Origin of the sequence: Brevundimonas sp. A19_0, from assembly GCF_017744255.1 — a bacterium.
Lineage (GTDB): Bacteria > Pseudomonadota > Alphaproteobacteria > Caulobacterales > Caulobacteraceae > Brevundimonas.
The window spans coordinates 34,654-49,559 of record NZ_JAGHQP010000004.1 but is presented as its reverse complement, the minus strand read 5'-3'; the positions used below and the strand labels follow the sequence as shown (position 1 = coordinate 49,559).

Annotated in this window: 10 protein-coding genes; 2 read left to right on the top strand and 8 right to left on the bottom strand. The window is 69.0% G+C overall.

What is annotated here, in order from left to right:
* Positions 1-3: 3 nt before the first annotated feature.
* The 6 genes from J7346_RS05835 to J7346_RS05810 form a co-directional block, all read right to left on the bottom strand.
* A complete protein-coding gene (locus tag J7346_RS05835) occupies positions 4-1,737 on the bottom strand; it encodes a CHAT domain-containing protein (RefSeq protein ID WP_209118709.1) in 1,734 nt (577 codons plus the stop codon).
* A gap of 31 nt (positions 1,738-1,768) precedes the next feature.
* Entirely contained in the window at positions 1,769-2,452 is a 684-nt protein-coding gene (locus J7346_RS05830; RefSeq protein ID WP_209118707.1) for a hypothetical protein, read from the bottom strand.
* Positions 2,453-2,567: 115 nt separating this feature from the next.
* Positions 2,568-3,323, bottom strand: coding sequence for a DUF1223 domain-containing protein (locus J7346_RS05825; RefSeq protein ID WP_209118705.1), 756 nt, complete (start codon positions 3,321-3,323; stop codon positions 2,568-2,570).
* A gap of 71 nt (positions 3,324-3,394) precedes the next feature.
* Positions 3,395-5,593 carry a prolyl oligopeptidase family serine peptidase gene (locus J7346_RS05820; RefSeq protein ID WP_209118703.1) on the bottom strand — a complete coding sequence of 733 codons (2,199 nt, stop codon included), beginning with the start codon at positions 5,591-5,593 and terminating at the stop codon, positions 3,395-3,397.
* 17 nt (positions 5,594-5,610) lie between these two features.
* A complete protein-coding gene (locus tag J7346_RS05815) occupies positions 5,611-7,758 on the bottom strand; it encodes a prolyl oligopeptidase family serine peptidase (RefSeq protein ID WP_209118702.1) in 2,148 nt (715 codons plus the stop codon).
* Positions 7,759-7,856: 98 nt separating this feature from the next.
* Positions 7,857-8,666, bottom strand: coding sequence for a potassium channel family protein (locus J7346_RS05810; RefSeq protein ID WP_209118700.1), 810 nt, complete (start codon positions 8,664-8,666; stop codon positions 7,857-7,859).
* A gap of 91 nt (positions 8,667-8,757) precedes the next feature.
* Here J7346_RS05810 and dapF point away from each other — a divergent pair, with 91 nt between their 5' ends.
* Together dapF and J7346_RS05800 are read left to right on the top strand one after the other, a co-directional pair.
* Positions 8,758-9,603 (top strand): diaminopimelate epimerase, encoded by an 846-nt coding sequence (gene dapF, locus J7346_RS05805; protein ID WP_209118698.1) that lies wholly within the window; start codon positions 8,758-8,760, stop codon positions 9,601-9,603.
* 103 nt (positions 9,604-9,706) lie between these two features.
* Complete coding sequence (locus tag J7346_RS05800) at positions 9,707-11,986, top strand: NADP-dependent malic enzyme (RefSeq protein WP_209118696.1); 2,280 nt, start codon at positions 9,707-9,709, stop codon at positions 11,984-11,986.
* On the opposite strand, the gene J7346_RS05795 is transcribed toward J7346_RS05800, so the two are convergent.
* Together J7346_RS05795 and J7346_RS05790 are read right to left on the bottom strand one after the other, a co-directional pair.
* Positions 11,983-13,350, bottom strand: coding sequence for an MFS transporter (locus J7346_RS05795; protein ID WP_209118694.1), 1,368 nt, complete (start codon positions 13,348-13,350; stop codon positions 11,983-11,985). The two genes, J7346_RS05800 and J7346_RS05795, sit on opposite strands and share 4 nt — an antisense overlap.
* Before the next feature lie 35 nt (positions 13,351-13,385).
* Positions 13,386-14,897, bottom strand: coding sequence for a response regulator (locus tag J7346_RS05790; protein ID WP_209118693.1), 1,512 nt, complete (start codon positions 14,895-14,897; stop codon positions 13,386-13,388).
* Positions 14,898-14,906 lie beyond the last annotated feature (9 nt).

Genomic DNA, 14,906 nt, shown 5'->3' with positions numbered 1-14,906 from the left:
CGCCTAGCTGGGGGTGCCCACGAGGGTGAAGGCCGCCCAATAGGCCGGATGCTGCCAGCGACGGTCGGCGCGCACCTCGCGCATGGCGCCCTGCAGCGCCACGGCCCGGTTACCCGGCGTACGGTCGAGGCCCGCAAAGGTGCCGGTGATCAGGGCGGTCGTGGCCTGGTCCGACACTTCCCAGTGCGAAACGAGGATCGAGCGGGCCCCGGCGTAGAAGAAGGCCCGGGCGAGGCCCGACAGCCCCTCTCCGCCCGGCCGGCCGTCGGAGGCCGCCGTATTGCAGGCCGACAGCACGACGAAGTCGGCGTTGAGGCGCAGACCGGCCGCTTCCGACGCGGTCAGATAGCCGTCGTCCTCGGCGGTCGCCGTTCCGGGCGGGGTGAGCACCAGACCGGGTTCGGCGAAACTGGCCCCGGCCATAAGCCCGTGGGTCGAGAAGACGACGAAGCGCGCCTCGGACAACAGATCGGTGTCGGTCTTGCGGACGGCGGTCTCGGTGGCCGCCGCCCCGATCCGCACCACACCCTTGGGATAGATGCGACCCAGCGCCATCAGCTCGGCCCGGGCGCCGGGCAGGTCCGGCAAGGCGCGCAGCTTCTCGACATCGGCCAGCTGGCCCTCGCCCAGTATGCCATCGGCATCGGGTGCGCCGCGCGCGGCGGGCTCTGGCGTGCCGGTCAGGACCGGCGCCCCGAAGGCCACGAGCGGCAGGCGATCGCCCGTCAGCATGGCCCGTCGGCCGTCTCCGCCGGTGAGACGGGCCGGGCACCCCGGATGGCGGTCCTCGTCCGCCGCCAGATGACAGCGCAGGGCCTTGAGGCTGGAGACTGACGGGAGGGTCGCCAGCGCATAGCGGTCGATGAGCCATTCCGTCGTGGCGAGGGCCTCGGGGGCCGTGTCCTCGCCCACTGGCGGGGCGGTCACGAGGGCGGCGAGCGGCAGGGTGGTCAGAGGTCCGCTGACCACGGTGATCAGGGTGGAATGGCCGGCGAAGATGCCCTCGACCGGCTGGATCAGGGATGTGTAGAGGCGGTAGGCCTCGGCCCGGTCATAGGCGCGGACCGGGCGACCGGCGAACAGGGCGGGATCCAGCGTCGGGTCGCTGCGCGCGCCGGCCGTGGTCAGCGAGGCCCGCAGGCGGTCGACCGAGGCGGTCAGCGCAGCCTCGCCCAGATCGGCCGCGCGGGCCCATTCGATCCGGTCCGAGGTGATGCCCCAGACATAGGTCGCCTCCGGATTGACGAACACCAGCAACAGGGCCTCGTCCGGATTGAGCAGGGCCTGGGTCTCGGTGACGCTCAGTGCGCGCGGGCTGGTCAGCTCGGCAAAGGCGGGAAAGGACTCCTGAATTTCGGCGTCGACCTCGCCCAGCTCGGCGAGCGTCTGCTCATAGCTGCGGCTGAGAATCCGGCGGCGCTCGCGGGCCGAAGGCGTATCCTGGGCGTAGAGGCCCTCGACCTCACGCTCCAGCGCATCGCGGCGCTGGATCAGCCGCTCGCGCCGCTCCGCCAGCTGCCCCAGGGCGTCGTCACCCTCGGCGAAGCGGGCCGAGACCTTGGCGAGGGCGTCGGCGGCATCGGACACAATGGCCCACTGGGCCGCCTCAAACGCCTCGGCACGCAGGGATTCCGGCGTGTCGGGATCCTGTCCGGACCCGGCGCGCGCCAGCGCCCCCCCGGCCAGGGCCAGACCGAGCAGGATCAGCAGGCCCAGCCTCCAGGCCCCGATCCTCATGCCGCGCTCTGCCCCTGCCCCCATGCCGTCCTCAGTTGCTGAGGATCTGGACCTTGGTCCAGATCGCGCCCCGGTTCACCACGCTGACCCGCACCTTGCCCGCCAGCTGCGGCATCAGGGTGCAGACGGGATAGTGGTCGCCGAACCCGTCCTGACACAACAGCCGCCCCTCGGCGTCGCGTACGATCAGGTCGATGTTGGTGTCGCCGTCGCCGATGGCAGCGATGCGGAGGATTTCGCCGCCGCGCGCATCGACGTCAAAGCCGAAGGTCTCGCGCGCCCGGACGTCCTTGACGGTCGCGATCGGGCCGCGGCCAAAGGGCGAGGACACCACCCCGCGGGTGACCTGTCCGCGCAGCTGTTCTATGGCCGCCAGATAGGCGGGCTGGCCGGCCGCCATTTCCTCGGCCTCGGTCAGCAGGCTGTCGAAGGTCAGGAAGGGCAGCTGGTCGCCCTGGTTGCGCAGGGGCACCTCGCCGACGATCCTGGCCGCCATGATCAGGGCGCCGGGGTCCTGATGCGTGCGCCCCCAGTCGGCCAGCCCGGCCGCCGTCACCAGTTGCGACACGCCGGCGGCCTCGGGCGAGGGCACCATGGGCGCGGGGTCCTGGGCGCGGCCCAGACCGGCGCAGGCCATGACCGTCAGGGCCGCGACGAGCGCCAGCAGCCCCGTGCGGAGCGGGCCGGTTGCGATCCTGTATGCGTGGCTGCCCATGCGTTCTTTTCCCCATGCCGTACGCGCAAGGGTGCGCGTCGCGACAGTCTGCCCGCCCCCGGGCAACCGGAATACTGACCGAATGTGATGGCGTCCGCAAAGGGGCTTTCGCCGTTCAGCGAACCGCGGCCCCCAGAATGTGGCGGTCTTCGCGCGACTGGATCAGCACCGCCACCCGGTCGCCGGGCTCCAGCTCGTCGGGCAGGGACAGCAGGATCGGGCGGCCGGTCCATTCGCCGATCGGCTGGATCGAGCGGACGACATTGGTGTGCCGGACCACCCGGCCGCGGTTGTCGCCGCTCTCAACCCGGACCAGCACCGGGCCGGGAGTATAGACCACGGCCAGCACATCGGCCCCGCCGTCCTCGACCCGGCCCGAGCCGATGCCGACCCGGTCCCCGGAGGTGCGGAACTCGATATCCGGCGCCCACAGCCGGCGGGCGGATTCCTCATTCACCGCGACGCCCAGACTGTCCTCGTCGCGCGGGGCAACGGTGCGATAGCCGTCGAGGATGACCTGGGGCGTGGAGACCGCGCGCAGGCGCAGGGCCTGGCGATAGGCCTGCTGGCGCTCGCTGAATTCGGGGCGGGCCAGGGTATCGGTCCAGCCGGTGTAGTCCCAGTAATCGACCGGATAGGTCAGGACGATCACGCCGGGGCGGTCGACCAGGGTCTCGACCCGCTGGTTGGCTTCGGGACAGCCGCCGCAGCCCTGGGCGGTGAACAGCTCGACCACCACCGGGGCCTCGCGGACCGCCACATCGGCGCGGGCGACACGGCGCACGGACTGGGCCGAGGTCGCAACCGCCCCGAACAGGCAGGCGCCAGCGGCCCCCGCGATCACCAGACGTGTCCACCCCCGAACTCCCATGGGTCAGACTCCTAGCCGCTCCGGCGTATTCGCGCCCCTCATTTTCGCGTGAGGGGCGCGTGAAGCCGCCGTCAGTCCATCAGCTGCTGGGCCAGATAGACATAGTGCCGGGCCCAGCGGCGGGCGTTGGCGACCGGGTCGGCGTCGTTGGAATGGCCGCCGGCCGTGTCCTCGAAATAGAGGTGGTCGTGGCCCTGCGCCTCCAGCCGGGCCGCGAATTTGCGGGCGTGGCCGGGGTGGACGCGGTCGTCGCGCGTGTTGGTGGTGATGTAGACGCGCGGATAGTCGACATCGGGGCTCAGCCGCTGATAGGCCGAGTAGTCCGCGATCCAGGCGGCTTCCTCGGGAATGCGGGGGTCGCCGTACTCGCCGATCCACGAGGCCCCGGCGGGCAGTTCGTGATAGCGCAGCATGTCGATCAGCGGGCTTTCGATCACGGCCGCATTGAACAGTTCCGGATGCTGGGTGATCGAGACCGAGGTCAGCACCCCGCCGTTCGACCGGCCATAGATGCCCAGATGCCGGGGCGATGTGATGCCCCGCGCGATCAGGTCCTCGGCCACGGCGGCGAAGTCATCAAAGGCGCGCTGGCGGTTTTCATTGAGGGCCGCCTGGTGCCAGCCGGGGCCGAATTCGCCCCCGCCGCGGATGTTGGCCTGAACGAAGACGCCGCCGTTCTCGAGCCACAGCTTGCCCATCTCGGGCTTGTAGGCAGGCGGGAAGCTGATCTGGAACCCGCCATAGCCGAACAGGATGGTGGGCGCCGTACCGTCCAGCGCGAGGTCGCGCGGCATGACGACGAAATAGGGGATCTTCGTCCCGTCGGTCGAGGTCGCCTCATACTGCCGGACCACATGGGTCGAGGCATTGAACTTGGGCGGGGCGGAGCGGAGCTGGGTGAGGGTGCCGCCCTCGACCCCGAACAGGCTGAGCGTCGGCGGCGTCAGGAAGCCCTGCGTCGACAGGAAGACCCGCCCCGAGCCGCGCGAGGAGTCGCCCAGCGAGACGGCCTGATTATCCGGCACAGCCACATCCGTGCGAGGCCAGCCGAACTCGCCGCGATTGCGGAAGGTGGCCACGCGTCCGACGACGTTGTCGTTGTAGGCGACGACCACGCGGTTATCGAAGACGGCCACCGAACTGATCGACTGACGGTCGGTCGGTTCGAAGATCTGCGTCGCCTGGTTGCTGATCACCTGCGGGTCCGGGCGCACGCACGGGATGCAGATGGCGAGCAGCGATCCCGGGGCATAGGTCAGGCCGTAACGGGTCCAGGCTTCGTCCGGAGAGAGGATCAGGCTGCCGGCCTGGACGCCGTAGATGGCGACCCGCTCGGGGATGTCGAGGCGGACCGCCTCGCCGTCCACCAGTTCCCATGTCTGGGCGCTGAAGGTGTCGAGCGGCCGGTTGATGAGCACCGCCTGCACGGCGCCCTCGCCGTCGCGGAAGACCGAGGCGCTGACCCCATAGCCGCCGTCGCCGGCCTCGCCGCGATAGACCTCGGTCGCCTGGGCGAGGGTCTGGCCGCGCTTCAGCGACTTGACGATATAGGGATAGCCCGACTCGGTCAGGGTGCCGGGTCCGAAGTCGGTGGCGACCAGCAGGGTGTCGGCGTCCAGCCAGCTGATGCGGTGCTTGCCCTCTGGCAGGACGAAGCCGCCGTCCACGAAGGCCTTGGTGGTCAGGTCGAACTCGCGGACCACCACGGCGTCCTTGCCGCCGTCGGACAGATTGACGAGGCAGCGGGTCTCGGCCGGCGGCAGACAGCTGGCGCCCTTGAACACCCAGTCGCGGCCCTCGGCGCGGGCGAGGGCGTCGATGTCGAGCAGGGTCTCCCACTGCGTGTCGCCGGACGCATAGGACTCCAGCGTCGTGCGGCGCCAGATGCCCTTGGGATTGGTCGCGTCCTGCCAGAAATTGCCGATGCCGTCGCCGAGGAAGGACGGGGCGGGAATCCGGTCGGTGGCCGTAAGGATCGCCTCGGCCTGTTGGCGGAAGGGCTCATAGCGGGGGTCGCCCTCCAGCGTCGCCAGCGCCCGCTCGTTGGAGCGGGCGACGAACGCCATGGCCTCGGCCCCATCCACCTGTTCCAGCGCCAGATGATCGTCGGCGGCCGCGACGCCCTCGGGCGAGAGGTCCGCCGGGAAGCCGGGCATGGAGGCCTCTGAGACCGGGACGGAGGTCTCCGCCGGGTCCTGGGCGCCCGGCATGCCGGCGCAGGCAGACAGCATCAGGGCCGGAACGGCCACGGACAGGATCAGGCGTTTCATCAGCTACTCCCGGACGGTCAGTCCATCAGGCGGCGGGTCAGATAGGTGTATTCCAGCGCCAGACGCCGGGCGGTTTCCCGCAGATTGGCGCCGGCGGCGTGGCCCCCGTCGGTGTTCTCATAGAAGAGGACGTCATAGCCCAGCTCTTCCATGCGGGCGGCGGCCTTGCGCGCATGGCCGGGATGGACGCGGTCGTCCTTGGTCGAGGTGTGGATGAAGACCTCGGGATAGGGCTGGCCCGCGCGCAGATTCTGGTAGGGCGAATAGGCGGCGATCCATTCGCGCTCTTCGGGGATATCCGGGTTGCCGTATTCGGCGATCCACGAGGCCCCGGCCAACAGCTTGTGGAAGCGCAGCATGTCGAACAGGGGCACCTGGATGACCGCGGCGTTGATCAGGTCCGGGCGCTGGGTCAGCATCGCACCCATGAACAGGCCGCCCTGGCTGCCGCCCATGATGCCGAGGCGCGGCTGGCTGGTGATGCCCCGGTCGATCAGGTCGAGCGCCACGGCCTGGAAGTCCTCATGCGCGCGCTGGCGGTTCACGCCCTGGGCTGACTGGTGCCAGGTGGGACCGAATTCGCCGCCGCCGCGTGTGTTGGCGACGACATAGACGCCGCCGCGCTCCAGCCACAGCTTGCCGACCGTGGCCGAATAGCCGGGCAGCATCGACACCTGGAAGCCGCCATAGCCGTACAGCAGCGTCGGGTTGGAGCCGTCCATCGGCATGTCCGACCGGCCGACGACAAAATAGGGGATGCGGGTGCCGTCGGCGGACACCGCCTCGAACTGGCGGACCTCAAGGCCGTCGGCATTGAACTTGGCCGGCAGGGACTTGATCACCTCACCCTCGCCGGTCGAGGCGTCGAACAGCCACAGGGACTGCGGGTTCAGATAGCCGGCGACGCTGACGAACACTCGGTCGTCCATATCCGACGCCGAGCCGACGCCGACGGTGACGTTCTCGGGCAGGTCCAGCCGCGTGCGGCTCCAGTCCGAGGGGTCATAGACATAGACGGCGCCCCGGACGTTCTCGAACAGGGCCACGACCAGACGGTTGCGGGTGGCGGTGATGCCCTCGATCGACTCGCGCGGGCCGGGGCGGATGACCAGATGGGCCTCGACCGTCGGATCGGCCAGCCAGGCAGCAAGGTCGTACGCCAGCACGTCGCCGGTCCTGAACTCTTGCCCGGACGGGGCGGTCCAGTCCTGATCCGTGGTCACGATCAGCTGGCCGTCGACCAGGGCGGTGATGCCCCCCTTGAGCGGCAGGGCCAGCTGACGGGTCGTGCCGTCCGCGTTCAGCAGCCAGGTCTCGCTCTCATAGAAGTTGATGCCGCGGTTGAGCAGCACGGCCTGCACCACGCCATCGGAATCGCGCAGGGTGAAGCCGCTGACCGAGACGTCGGTCTGCCGGCCTTCGAACACCACCGGGGCGTCCTCGATCGACTGGCCGCGCGTCAGCAGGCGCACGGTACGCGGATAGCCGGAATCGGTCAGGGAGCCTTCGCCGAAGTCGCGCGAGACCAGCAAGGTGTCGGCGTCGATCCACGACACCCCGCCCTTGGATTCCGGCAGGGTGATGCCGCCCGCGATGAACTGGCCGGTCTCGCGGTCGAACTCGCGCACGGTGACGGCGTCCTTGCCGCCGTCCGACAGATTGACCAGGCACAGCCGTCCGTCGGGCGGCAGGCAGCCGGCGCCCTTGTAGACCCAGTTGGCGCCCTCGGCGGCGGCCAGAGCGTCGAAGTCCAGAACTGTTTCCCACTGGGGATCGTCGGTGGCGTAGCTGTCGACCGTGGTGGTGCGCCAGATGCCGCGCACATGGTCCGCGTCCTGCCAGAAATTGTCGATCATCTCGACGCCACCCGCGCGGCGGAAGCCCGGCGAGGGGATGCGGTCGCGCGCCTCCAGCAACGCCAGCGCCTGATCGTGCAGGCCCTGATAGCGCGGATCCCCCGTCAGAATGCCCAGCGAGCGGGCGTTCTGTTCCTCGACCCAGGCCATGGCGCGCTCGCCCTCGACCTCTTCCAGCCAGAGGTAGGGATCGTCGGCATCGGCGGGTGCGGTCATGGTCGGGTCGGAAGCGCTCTGGGCAAAAACGGGGGCCGCCACCAGCGACAGCGGCAGGGTCAGGGCGAGGGCAGTCAGGGTGCGACGAAGCATGGACGGGGTCTCCGGGCGGGGGTGGGGCACCTTACCCGGGCAGGGGGCGACGACAAGCCATGGCCCCGTTCATTACGGTTTCGTCATCCGTTGCCGGTTCAGACCTCGTAGTTCGGGATGCACAGGCCCTGACCGCAGGCCTTGCAGTGCACCGCATCGGGGTCGTGCCGCTGCAGGCCGCAGTTGGGACAGGGGTGGTGCACCTTGGGCGGGCGCAGCAGGGTCTGGCCCAGCCGGACAAACAGGGTCACGCCCGTCAGCATGATGATGATCGACACGATCCGCCCCCAGGCGCCGGGCAGCAGGATGTCGCCATAGCCGGTCGTGGTCAGGCTGGTGACCGTATAATAGAGGGCGTCGACATAGCCGGTCAGGCCCTCATGGGTGCCGACGAAGGCCGTATAGACGAACCCCGTCGCCACGAAGATGAAGGTGACCAGCGCCGCCAGCGCCTTGATCACATCCTCGACATGGGTGTCGTCATACTTCCGACCGACCGTCCGCCAGAAGAAGTCGGAGTTGATCAGGGTCCACAGGCGAATGACCCGGAGGAAGCCGAAGTTGAACAGCCAGGCGGGGAACAGCAGGGTCGCCAGAATGAACAGGTCCGCCCAGACCACCGGCCGCTTCAGCCACGAGCGGATGTCGGTCCAGGCCATGGCCCGGGCCAGCAGGTCGGCGGCCAGAAGGGCGGCGATCACATAGTCGAGGACATAGAAGAGCCAGCCCAGGTTCTGGCCGCGCATGACCGGGGCGGCGACGAAGAAGGCGATGATGGCCAGATCGATGACCAGCACCCCGTAGCGGAAGCGCACCGCTTGACGGGACTGGCCATGATAGAGGGCCCTGAGCCTGGCCCGGATGCGCCAGCCGCGATGGGAGTCTGGGGAGCTCGTCTCGGAGGCCATGCCCTGCGATAGCGCGGATGGCCGCCCGTGCAAACCGTTCGTGATGGGCCGGACGCTCGCACACCGGCCATGGCTGGCCTATAGGCAGGGCATGAGCGCGCGCGGAATGCCGTATCTGAAGATGAACGGGGCGGGAAACGCCTTCATCGTCCTGCGCGCCGATGCGCCGGGCTTCGATCTCGATGCCGATACGGTGCGGCGCCTGTCCGATCCGGCCACCGGCCCGGGCTGTGACCAGCTGATCGTCATCGAGCCGCCGGCAGAGGCGGGTCAGACCGCCTTCATGCGGGTCTGGAATGCCGACGGCGGCAAGGTCGAGACCTGCGGCAATGCCCTGCGCTGCGTCGGCTGGCTGCTGTTGGAGGCCTCGGAGCAGGGCCGGGCGGTGATCGGCACCCTGGGCGGGGCGACCGTGGCGCGGCGGGCCGGCGACCACCGCATCGAGATCGACATGGGCGAACCGCGGCTGGCGTGGCAGCAGATCCCGCTGGCCGAGGAGATGGACACGCGCGGCATTGAGCTGCAGATCGGGCCGGTCGACGCGCCGGTGATCCACACACCCGGGGCGGTGTCGATGGGCAATCCGCATGTGGTCTTCTTTACCGACCGGCAGGACGACGCCTTTGTGCGTGGGGCCGGCTCGCTGATCGAACATCATCCGCTGTTTCCGGAAGGCGTGAACGTCGGCTTTGCCCATGTACTGGCCCCGGATCACATCCGCCTCAGGGTCTGGGAGCGCGGGGCGGGCCTGACGCAGGCCTGTGGCACCGGGGCCTGTGCCGCCCTGGTAGCCGCCCACCGGCGCGGCCTGACCGGACGGACCGCCACCCTGACGCTGGACGGAGGCGACCTCGACATCCGCTGGGACGCCGACAGCGGCCACGTCTTCATGACCGGGCCGGTCGAGCTGGAGGGGACAGGGACGCTGGCCCTGTAACCGCTGCCCCCCTGTCGTTACGTCAAATCCGGCCTCGCTGCCGTTGTTTGCGCGGCACCCGCCCTCTAGGATCGCCGCCTTCCTCTCTGATCGAAACGACCTCATGCCCGACCTGACCGACAAACAGACCTTCTCCGACACCGACGCGCTGGAGTTTCACAGCGATCCCGTGCCGGGCAAGATTTCCATGGCGCCGACCAAGCCCATGGCGACCCAGAGGGATCTGTCGCTGGCCTATTCGCCGGGGGTCGCGGTGCCGGTGCTGGCCATCGCCGACGATGCCGACCGGGCCTATGACTATACGTCCAAGGGCAATCTGGTCGCCGTCATCTCGAACGGCACCGCCATCCTCGGCCTCGGCAATCTGGGGCATATGGCCTCCAAGCCGGTGATGGAGGGCAAGTCGGTCCTGTTCAAACGGTTCGCCGACGTCGACAGCTTTGACGTCGAGGTGAAGACCACCGATCCGGACGAGTTCGTCACCGTCGTCAAGAACATCGGCGACACCTGGGGCGGCATCAATCTGGAGGATATCCGCTCGCCGGAATGCTTCGTGATCGAGAGCCAGCTGCAGGACCTGCTGGACATTCCGGTGTTTCACGATGACCAGCACGGCACGGCCATTATCTCGACCGCCGGCCTGATCAACGCCTGTCACATCACCGGCAAGAAGCTGGAAGACATCAAGGTGGTGCTGGCCGGGGCCGGGGCGGCGGGCCTGTCGTCGATCGGGCTGATGAAGGCCGTCGGGGTCAAGGCCGAGAACACGGTGATCGTCGACCGCGACGGTGTGGTCTACAAGGGTCGCGAGAACGTCGACCAGTGGAAGGCGGCGCACGCCACCGACACCCCGCACCGGACGCTGGCCGAAGCCATGGTCGGCGCCGATGTGGTGCTGGGCCTGTCGGCCAAGGGCGCGATCACCAAGGAGATGGTGGCCTCGATGGCGGCCAATCCGATCATCTTCGCCATGGCCAATCCCGACCCGGAGATCACGCCCGAGGATGTGATGAGCGTCCGCTCGGACGCCATCATGGCCACCGGCCGGTCGGACTATGTGAACCAGGTCAACAATGTGCTGGGCTTTCCCTACATCTTCCGGGGGGCGCTGGACGTGCGGGCACGCACCGTCAATCACGAGATGAAGATCGCCTGCGCCTACGCCCTGGCCATGCTGGCGCGCGAGGATGTGCCCGACGAGGTGGCCGCCGCCTATTCCGGTCGCAAGCTGAAGTTCGGCCCCGAGTACATTATTCCCACGCCGTTCGACCCGCGGCTGATCTGGTACATTCCGCCCTTCGTGGCCCAGGCCGCCATGGACACCGGCGTGGCCCGCCAGCCGATCGAGGACATGGAGGCGTATCGCATCGCCCTGCGCCAGCGGGTCGATCCGTCCGCCGCCCTGATGCAGAAAATCGCCTCGGCCGTGCGCGCCGCCCCCAACAAGCGGGTGGTGTTCGCCGAGGGCGAGGAGACCTCGGTCATCCGCGCCGCCTGGGCCTTCAAGCAGGCCGAGCTGGGCACGCCGGTCCTGCTGGGCCGCGAGGACCTGATCCGCAAGAATGCCGCCGAGGCCGGGCTGAATTTCGACGATCTGGACATCGAGATCGTCAACGCCCGCATCTCGGACAAGAACGACGCCTATACCGACTGGCTGTACGGGCGCCTGCAGCGGCGCGGCTATCTGCGCCGCGACGTGCAGCGGATGATCAACCAGGACCGCAACTATTTCGCAGCCACCATGGTCGCGCGCGGTGACGCCGACGCGGTGGTGACCGGCACCACGCGGAACTTCAACATGGTGCTCAAGGAGGTCCGGCGCGTGCTGGACGTCCGCGACCGGCTGATCGGCCTGTCGGTACTGCTGGCGCGCGGGCGCACCCTGTTCGTGGCCGACACCTCGATCCACGAGCTGCCGAATGCCACCGAGCTGGCCGAGATCGCCATCCAGGCCGCCGCCACGGTGCGCAAGCTGGGCCGCACGACCCGCGTCGCCTTCCTCAGCTATTCGACCTTCGGCAACCCGCCGGGCGACCGCAGCGAACAGGTGCGCGAGGCCATCCGCATCCTCGACCAGAAGGGCGTCGATTTCGAATACGAGGGCGAAATGCCGGCCGAGCTGGCGCTCGATCCCGAGGCGCGCTCGTCCTATCCGTTCATGCGCCTGACCGGCGATGCCAATGTGCTGGTCATGCCGGGCATCCACTCGGCCTCGATCTCGACCCGGCTGGTCGAGGCGCTGGGCGGGGCCACCGTGATCGGGCCGATGCTGGTCGGCCTCGAGAAGTCGGTCCAGATCGTCAGCCTGGGCGCCTCGGTCAGCGAGATCATGACCGCCGCCACCTTCGCCGCCTATGACGAGGGCGCGAGCGAGGAGGGCTAGCCGGGCGCCACGCCCGCCTCACGCTTCAGCCGCTGGTTTCGACGTTCCAGGAACCAGCACAGGACGACGGCCGGGATGCCGACGATCGCCGTGCCGGCAAAGAACAGGGCGTAGGCGGTCATCAGGGAATGACCCTGCTGCAGGCCCTCGACGGCCACCCCCGAGAAGCCCTTCAGGAACTTGCCGAGCAAGGCATAGAAGGAACTGAGCAGGGCATATTGGGTGGCCGTGTAGCCGATGCTTGTCAGGCTGGACATGTAGGCGACCAGCGCGGCGCCGGCGAAGCCTTCCGAGAAGTTCTCCACGAAGAGGACGCCCGCGAAGGTCGGTGTCGACAGGCCGACCACCGCCATGATCGTGTAGCCGAGGTTGGACATCGGCCCGATCAGGGCCCCGACCAGCAGGGTTGCTCCAAAGCCGAAGCGGACCGCACTCAGTCCACCTGCGGCAATGCCAACGAAGGCGGCCACCAGGCCGACACTCAGCCGCATGGCGCCGATCGCTTCCTTGGTGAGGCCGAGGTCGATGTAGAAGGGCCCCACCATCGGCCCCATCACGAAGTCGGGCAGGCGATACAGGCTGATGGCGGCCAGCATCAGCAGGGCCGCGGTCTTGTGCGTCTTGAGAAAGCTGAGGAAGGGACCCACGACGACATCGAACATGCCGCGCGGGGTCCAGGGGGCTGCGCCCCCGGTCACGGCGGCAATCTCGCGTCGGTCAACCGGTTCCTTTGCAAACAGGGTGGCGACAACGGCAATGGCCATTGCGGCGCCCCAGATCGCATAGGCGCCATTCCAGCCGACCCAGCTGGCGAAGAAGAGGATCAGGGCGTTGCCGGCCAGAATGGCCGAGCGATAGCCGAGTTGATAGGCGGAGGTCAGCAGGCCCATCTCCTCGTCGTTGTCGGCGCTTTCGATCCGCCAGGCGTCGACGACGATGTCCTGCGTCGCAGACGCGAACGCCGTCACAAGTGCAGCGATGCCGAGGGCCGTCAAACCGCCTTCGGGACCGATAATGGCCATGGCGATCAGGGCGCCACCGACAACCAGCTGGGACAGGAGCATCCAGCCGCGCCGTCGGCCCAAACGCCCCAGCAGGGGCACATCGAACCGGTCCACGACCGGGGCCCAGATGAATTTGAAGGAGTAGGCCAGACCGACCCAGGAGATGAAGCCGATGGCCGACAGCGCGACATCACCTTCCGCCAGCCAGATGCTCAGCGTGGCTCCGGTGAGAAGAAAGGGCAGACCCGAGCCGAAGCCCAGCAGCAGGGTGATCAGGACGCGGGCCTCCCCGAGCGCCCTGAAGACGTCCCTCGTGCCTGCTTTTTTGGGTGGCGTCGTCTCGACGGTGGGGTCGGTCATGCGGCTCGTCCTCTGCGGGGACGCGACAACCGTCCCTATGCGGAGGCGACCTTGGCGCGCTCCGGCGGGTTCGTCCAGCGGGTCAGGGCGGCGATCAGGGCCTCGACGCCCAGAGGCTTGGTCAGATGGTCGTCCATGCCGGCGTCCAGACAGGCGCGACGGTCGTCGGCAAAGGCATTGGCGGTGAGGGCCAGCACCGGCGTCCTGTCCCCTCGCCCACGCAGCGTGCGGGTGGCGGTCAGGCCATCCATGCCCGGCATGCGCATATCCATCAGCACCAGATCGAACCGGGCGCGCGTCAGGGCATCCAGCGCCTCCTCGCCGCCCGCGGCCGTCTCAACCACACAGCCTTGCCGCTTCAGCAGGGTGGTGGCCAGGAGGGCGCCGACAGGATTGTCCTCCACCAGCAGCACCCGCACGCCGGGGAAGGCCGGGCGGACGAGGCGGTCATCCTCGGGCCCGGCGGCCAGCTGTCCGGCGGCGGAGGGAGCGGCGCCCAGCGCCCGGGCGCGCTCGACCAGAGAGGCGGGGCGCAGGGGTTTGATCAGATAGCCGTCGAAGCCGGCGGTGCGGTAGTCGGCGATGCGGTCGCGCCGACCGGGCCGGAGCAGGATCACGGCATGGCGGCTGTCCGGACGGGGGGCCAGTTCGGCATCCGGCGCGCGTCCGTCGTCATCGACCAGCACCAGATCGGCCTGCTGCGGATCAACCGATGTGGCCCCCGCCGCTTCGGCCATGGCCGTTGCGGCCGCCGTCGTGAAGGGATGGGCGCCTGCCACCGCGATCCTCAGGCCCTTGAGGGAGGCCGTCGCCGGCCGGTCCTCACCGGGGACCGGATCGAAACGGCCTTGGAAGACGAACCGGGCCCCGCCGCCGGGGCGGTCGTCGACCGACAGGCTGCCGCCCATGGCGAGCGCCAGCTTGCGCGCCACCGCGAGGCCGAGCCCCGCGCCGTCGTGACGGGTGGCGTCGGAACTGTCGGCGTGGCCGAACTCCTCGAAGATGCGGGCGCGGGCTGCCTCGGGCACGCCGGGTCCGGTGTCCTCGACGACGAAGGCCAGGGCACCGTCATCCGTGCCGGACACCGCCATCGACACCCCGCCCGATGGCGTGAACTTCACGGCATTGCCGGCCAGGTTGAACAGGATCTGGCGCAGGCGGCCTTCGTCGGCCCGCACGCGGGGCACGTCGGGCGTCACGATCCAGGCGATTTCCAACCCCTTGTCGTGGGCCCGGGGGCTGAGCAGTTCGGCGACGCCGCGCACCAGATCGTCGACGGCCACGGGGGCGAGGTCGAATTCCAGACTGCCGGCATCCAGACGGGCATAGTCCAGCAGGTCGTTGACCAGCCCCAGCAGATGGTCGGCCGAGGTTCGGGCCGCCTCCAGATAGGCCTTCTGCGCCGGGTCCAACCCACTGTCGGACAGCAGGCCCAGCATGCCGATCACCCCGTTCAGGGGCGTGCGCATCTCATGGCTCATCAGCCGCAGGAAGCGGACGGCGGGATCCGTGTCATCCGGATCGGCGGGGCGGGCAGGCGCGCTCATGGCGCCAGA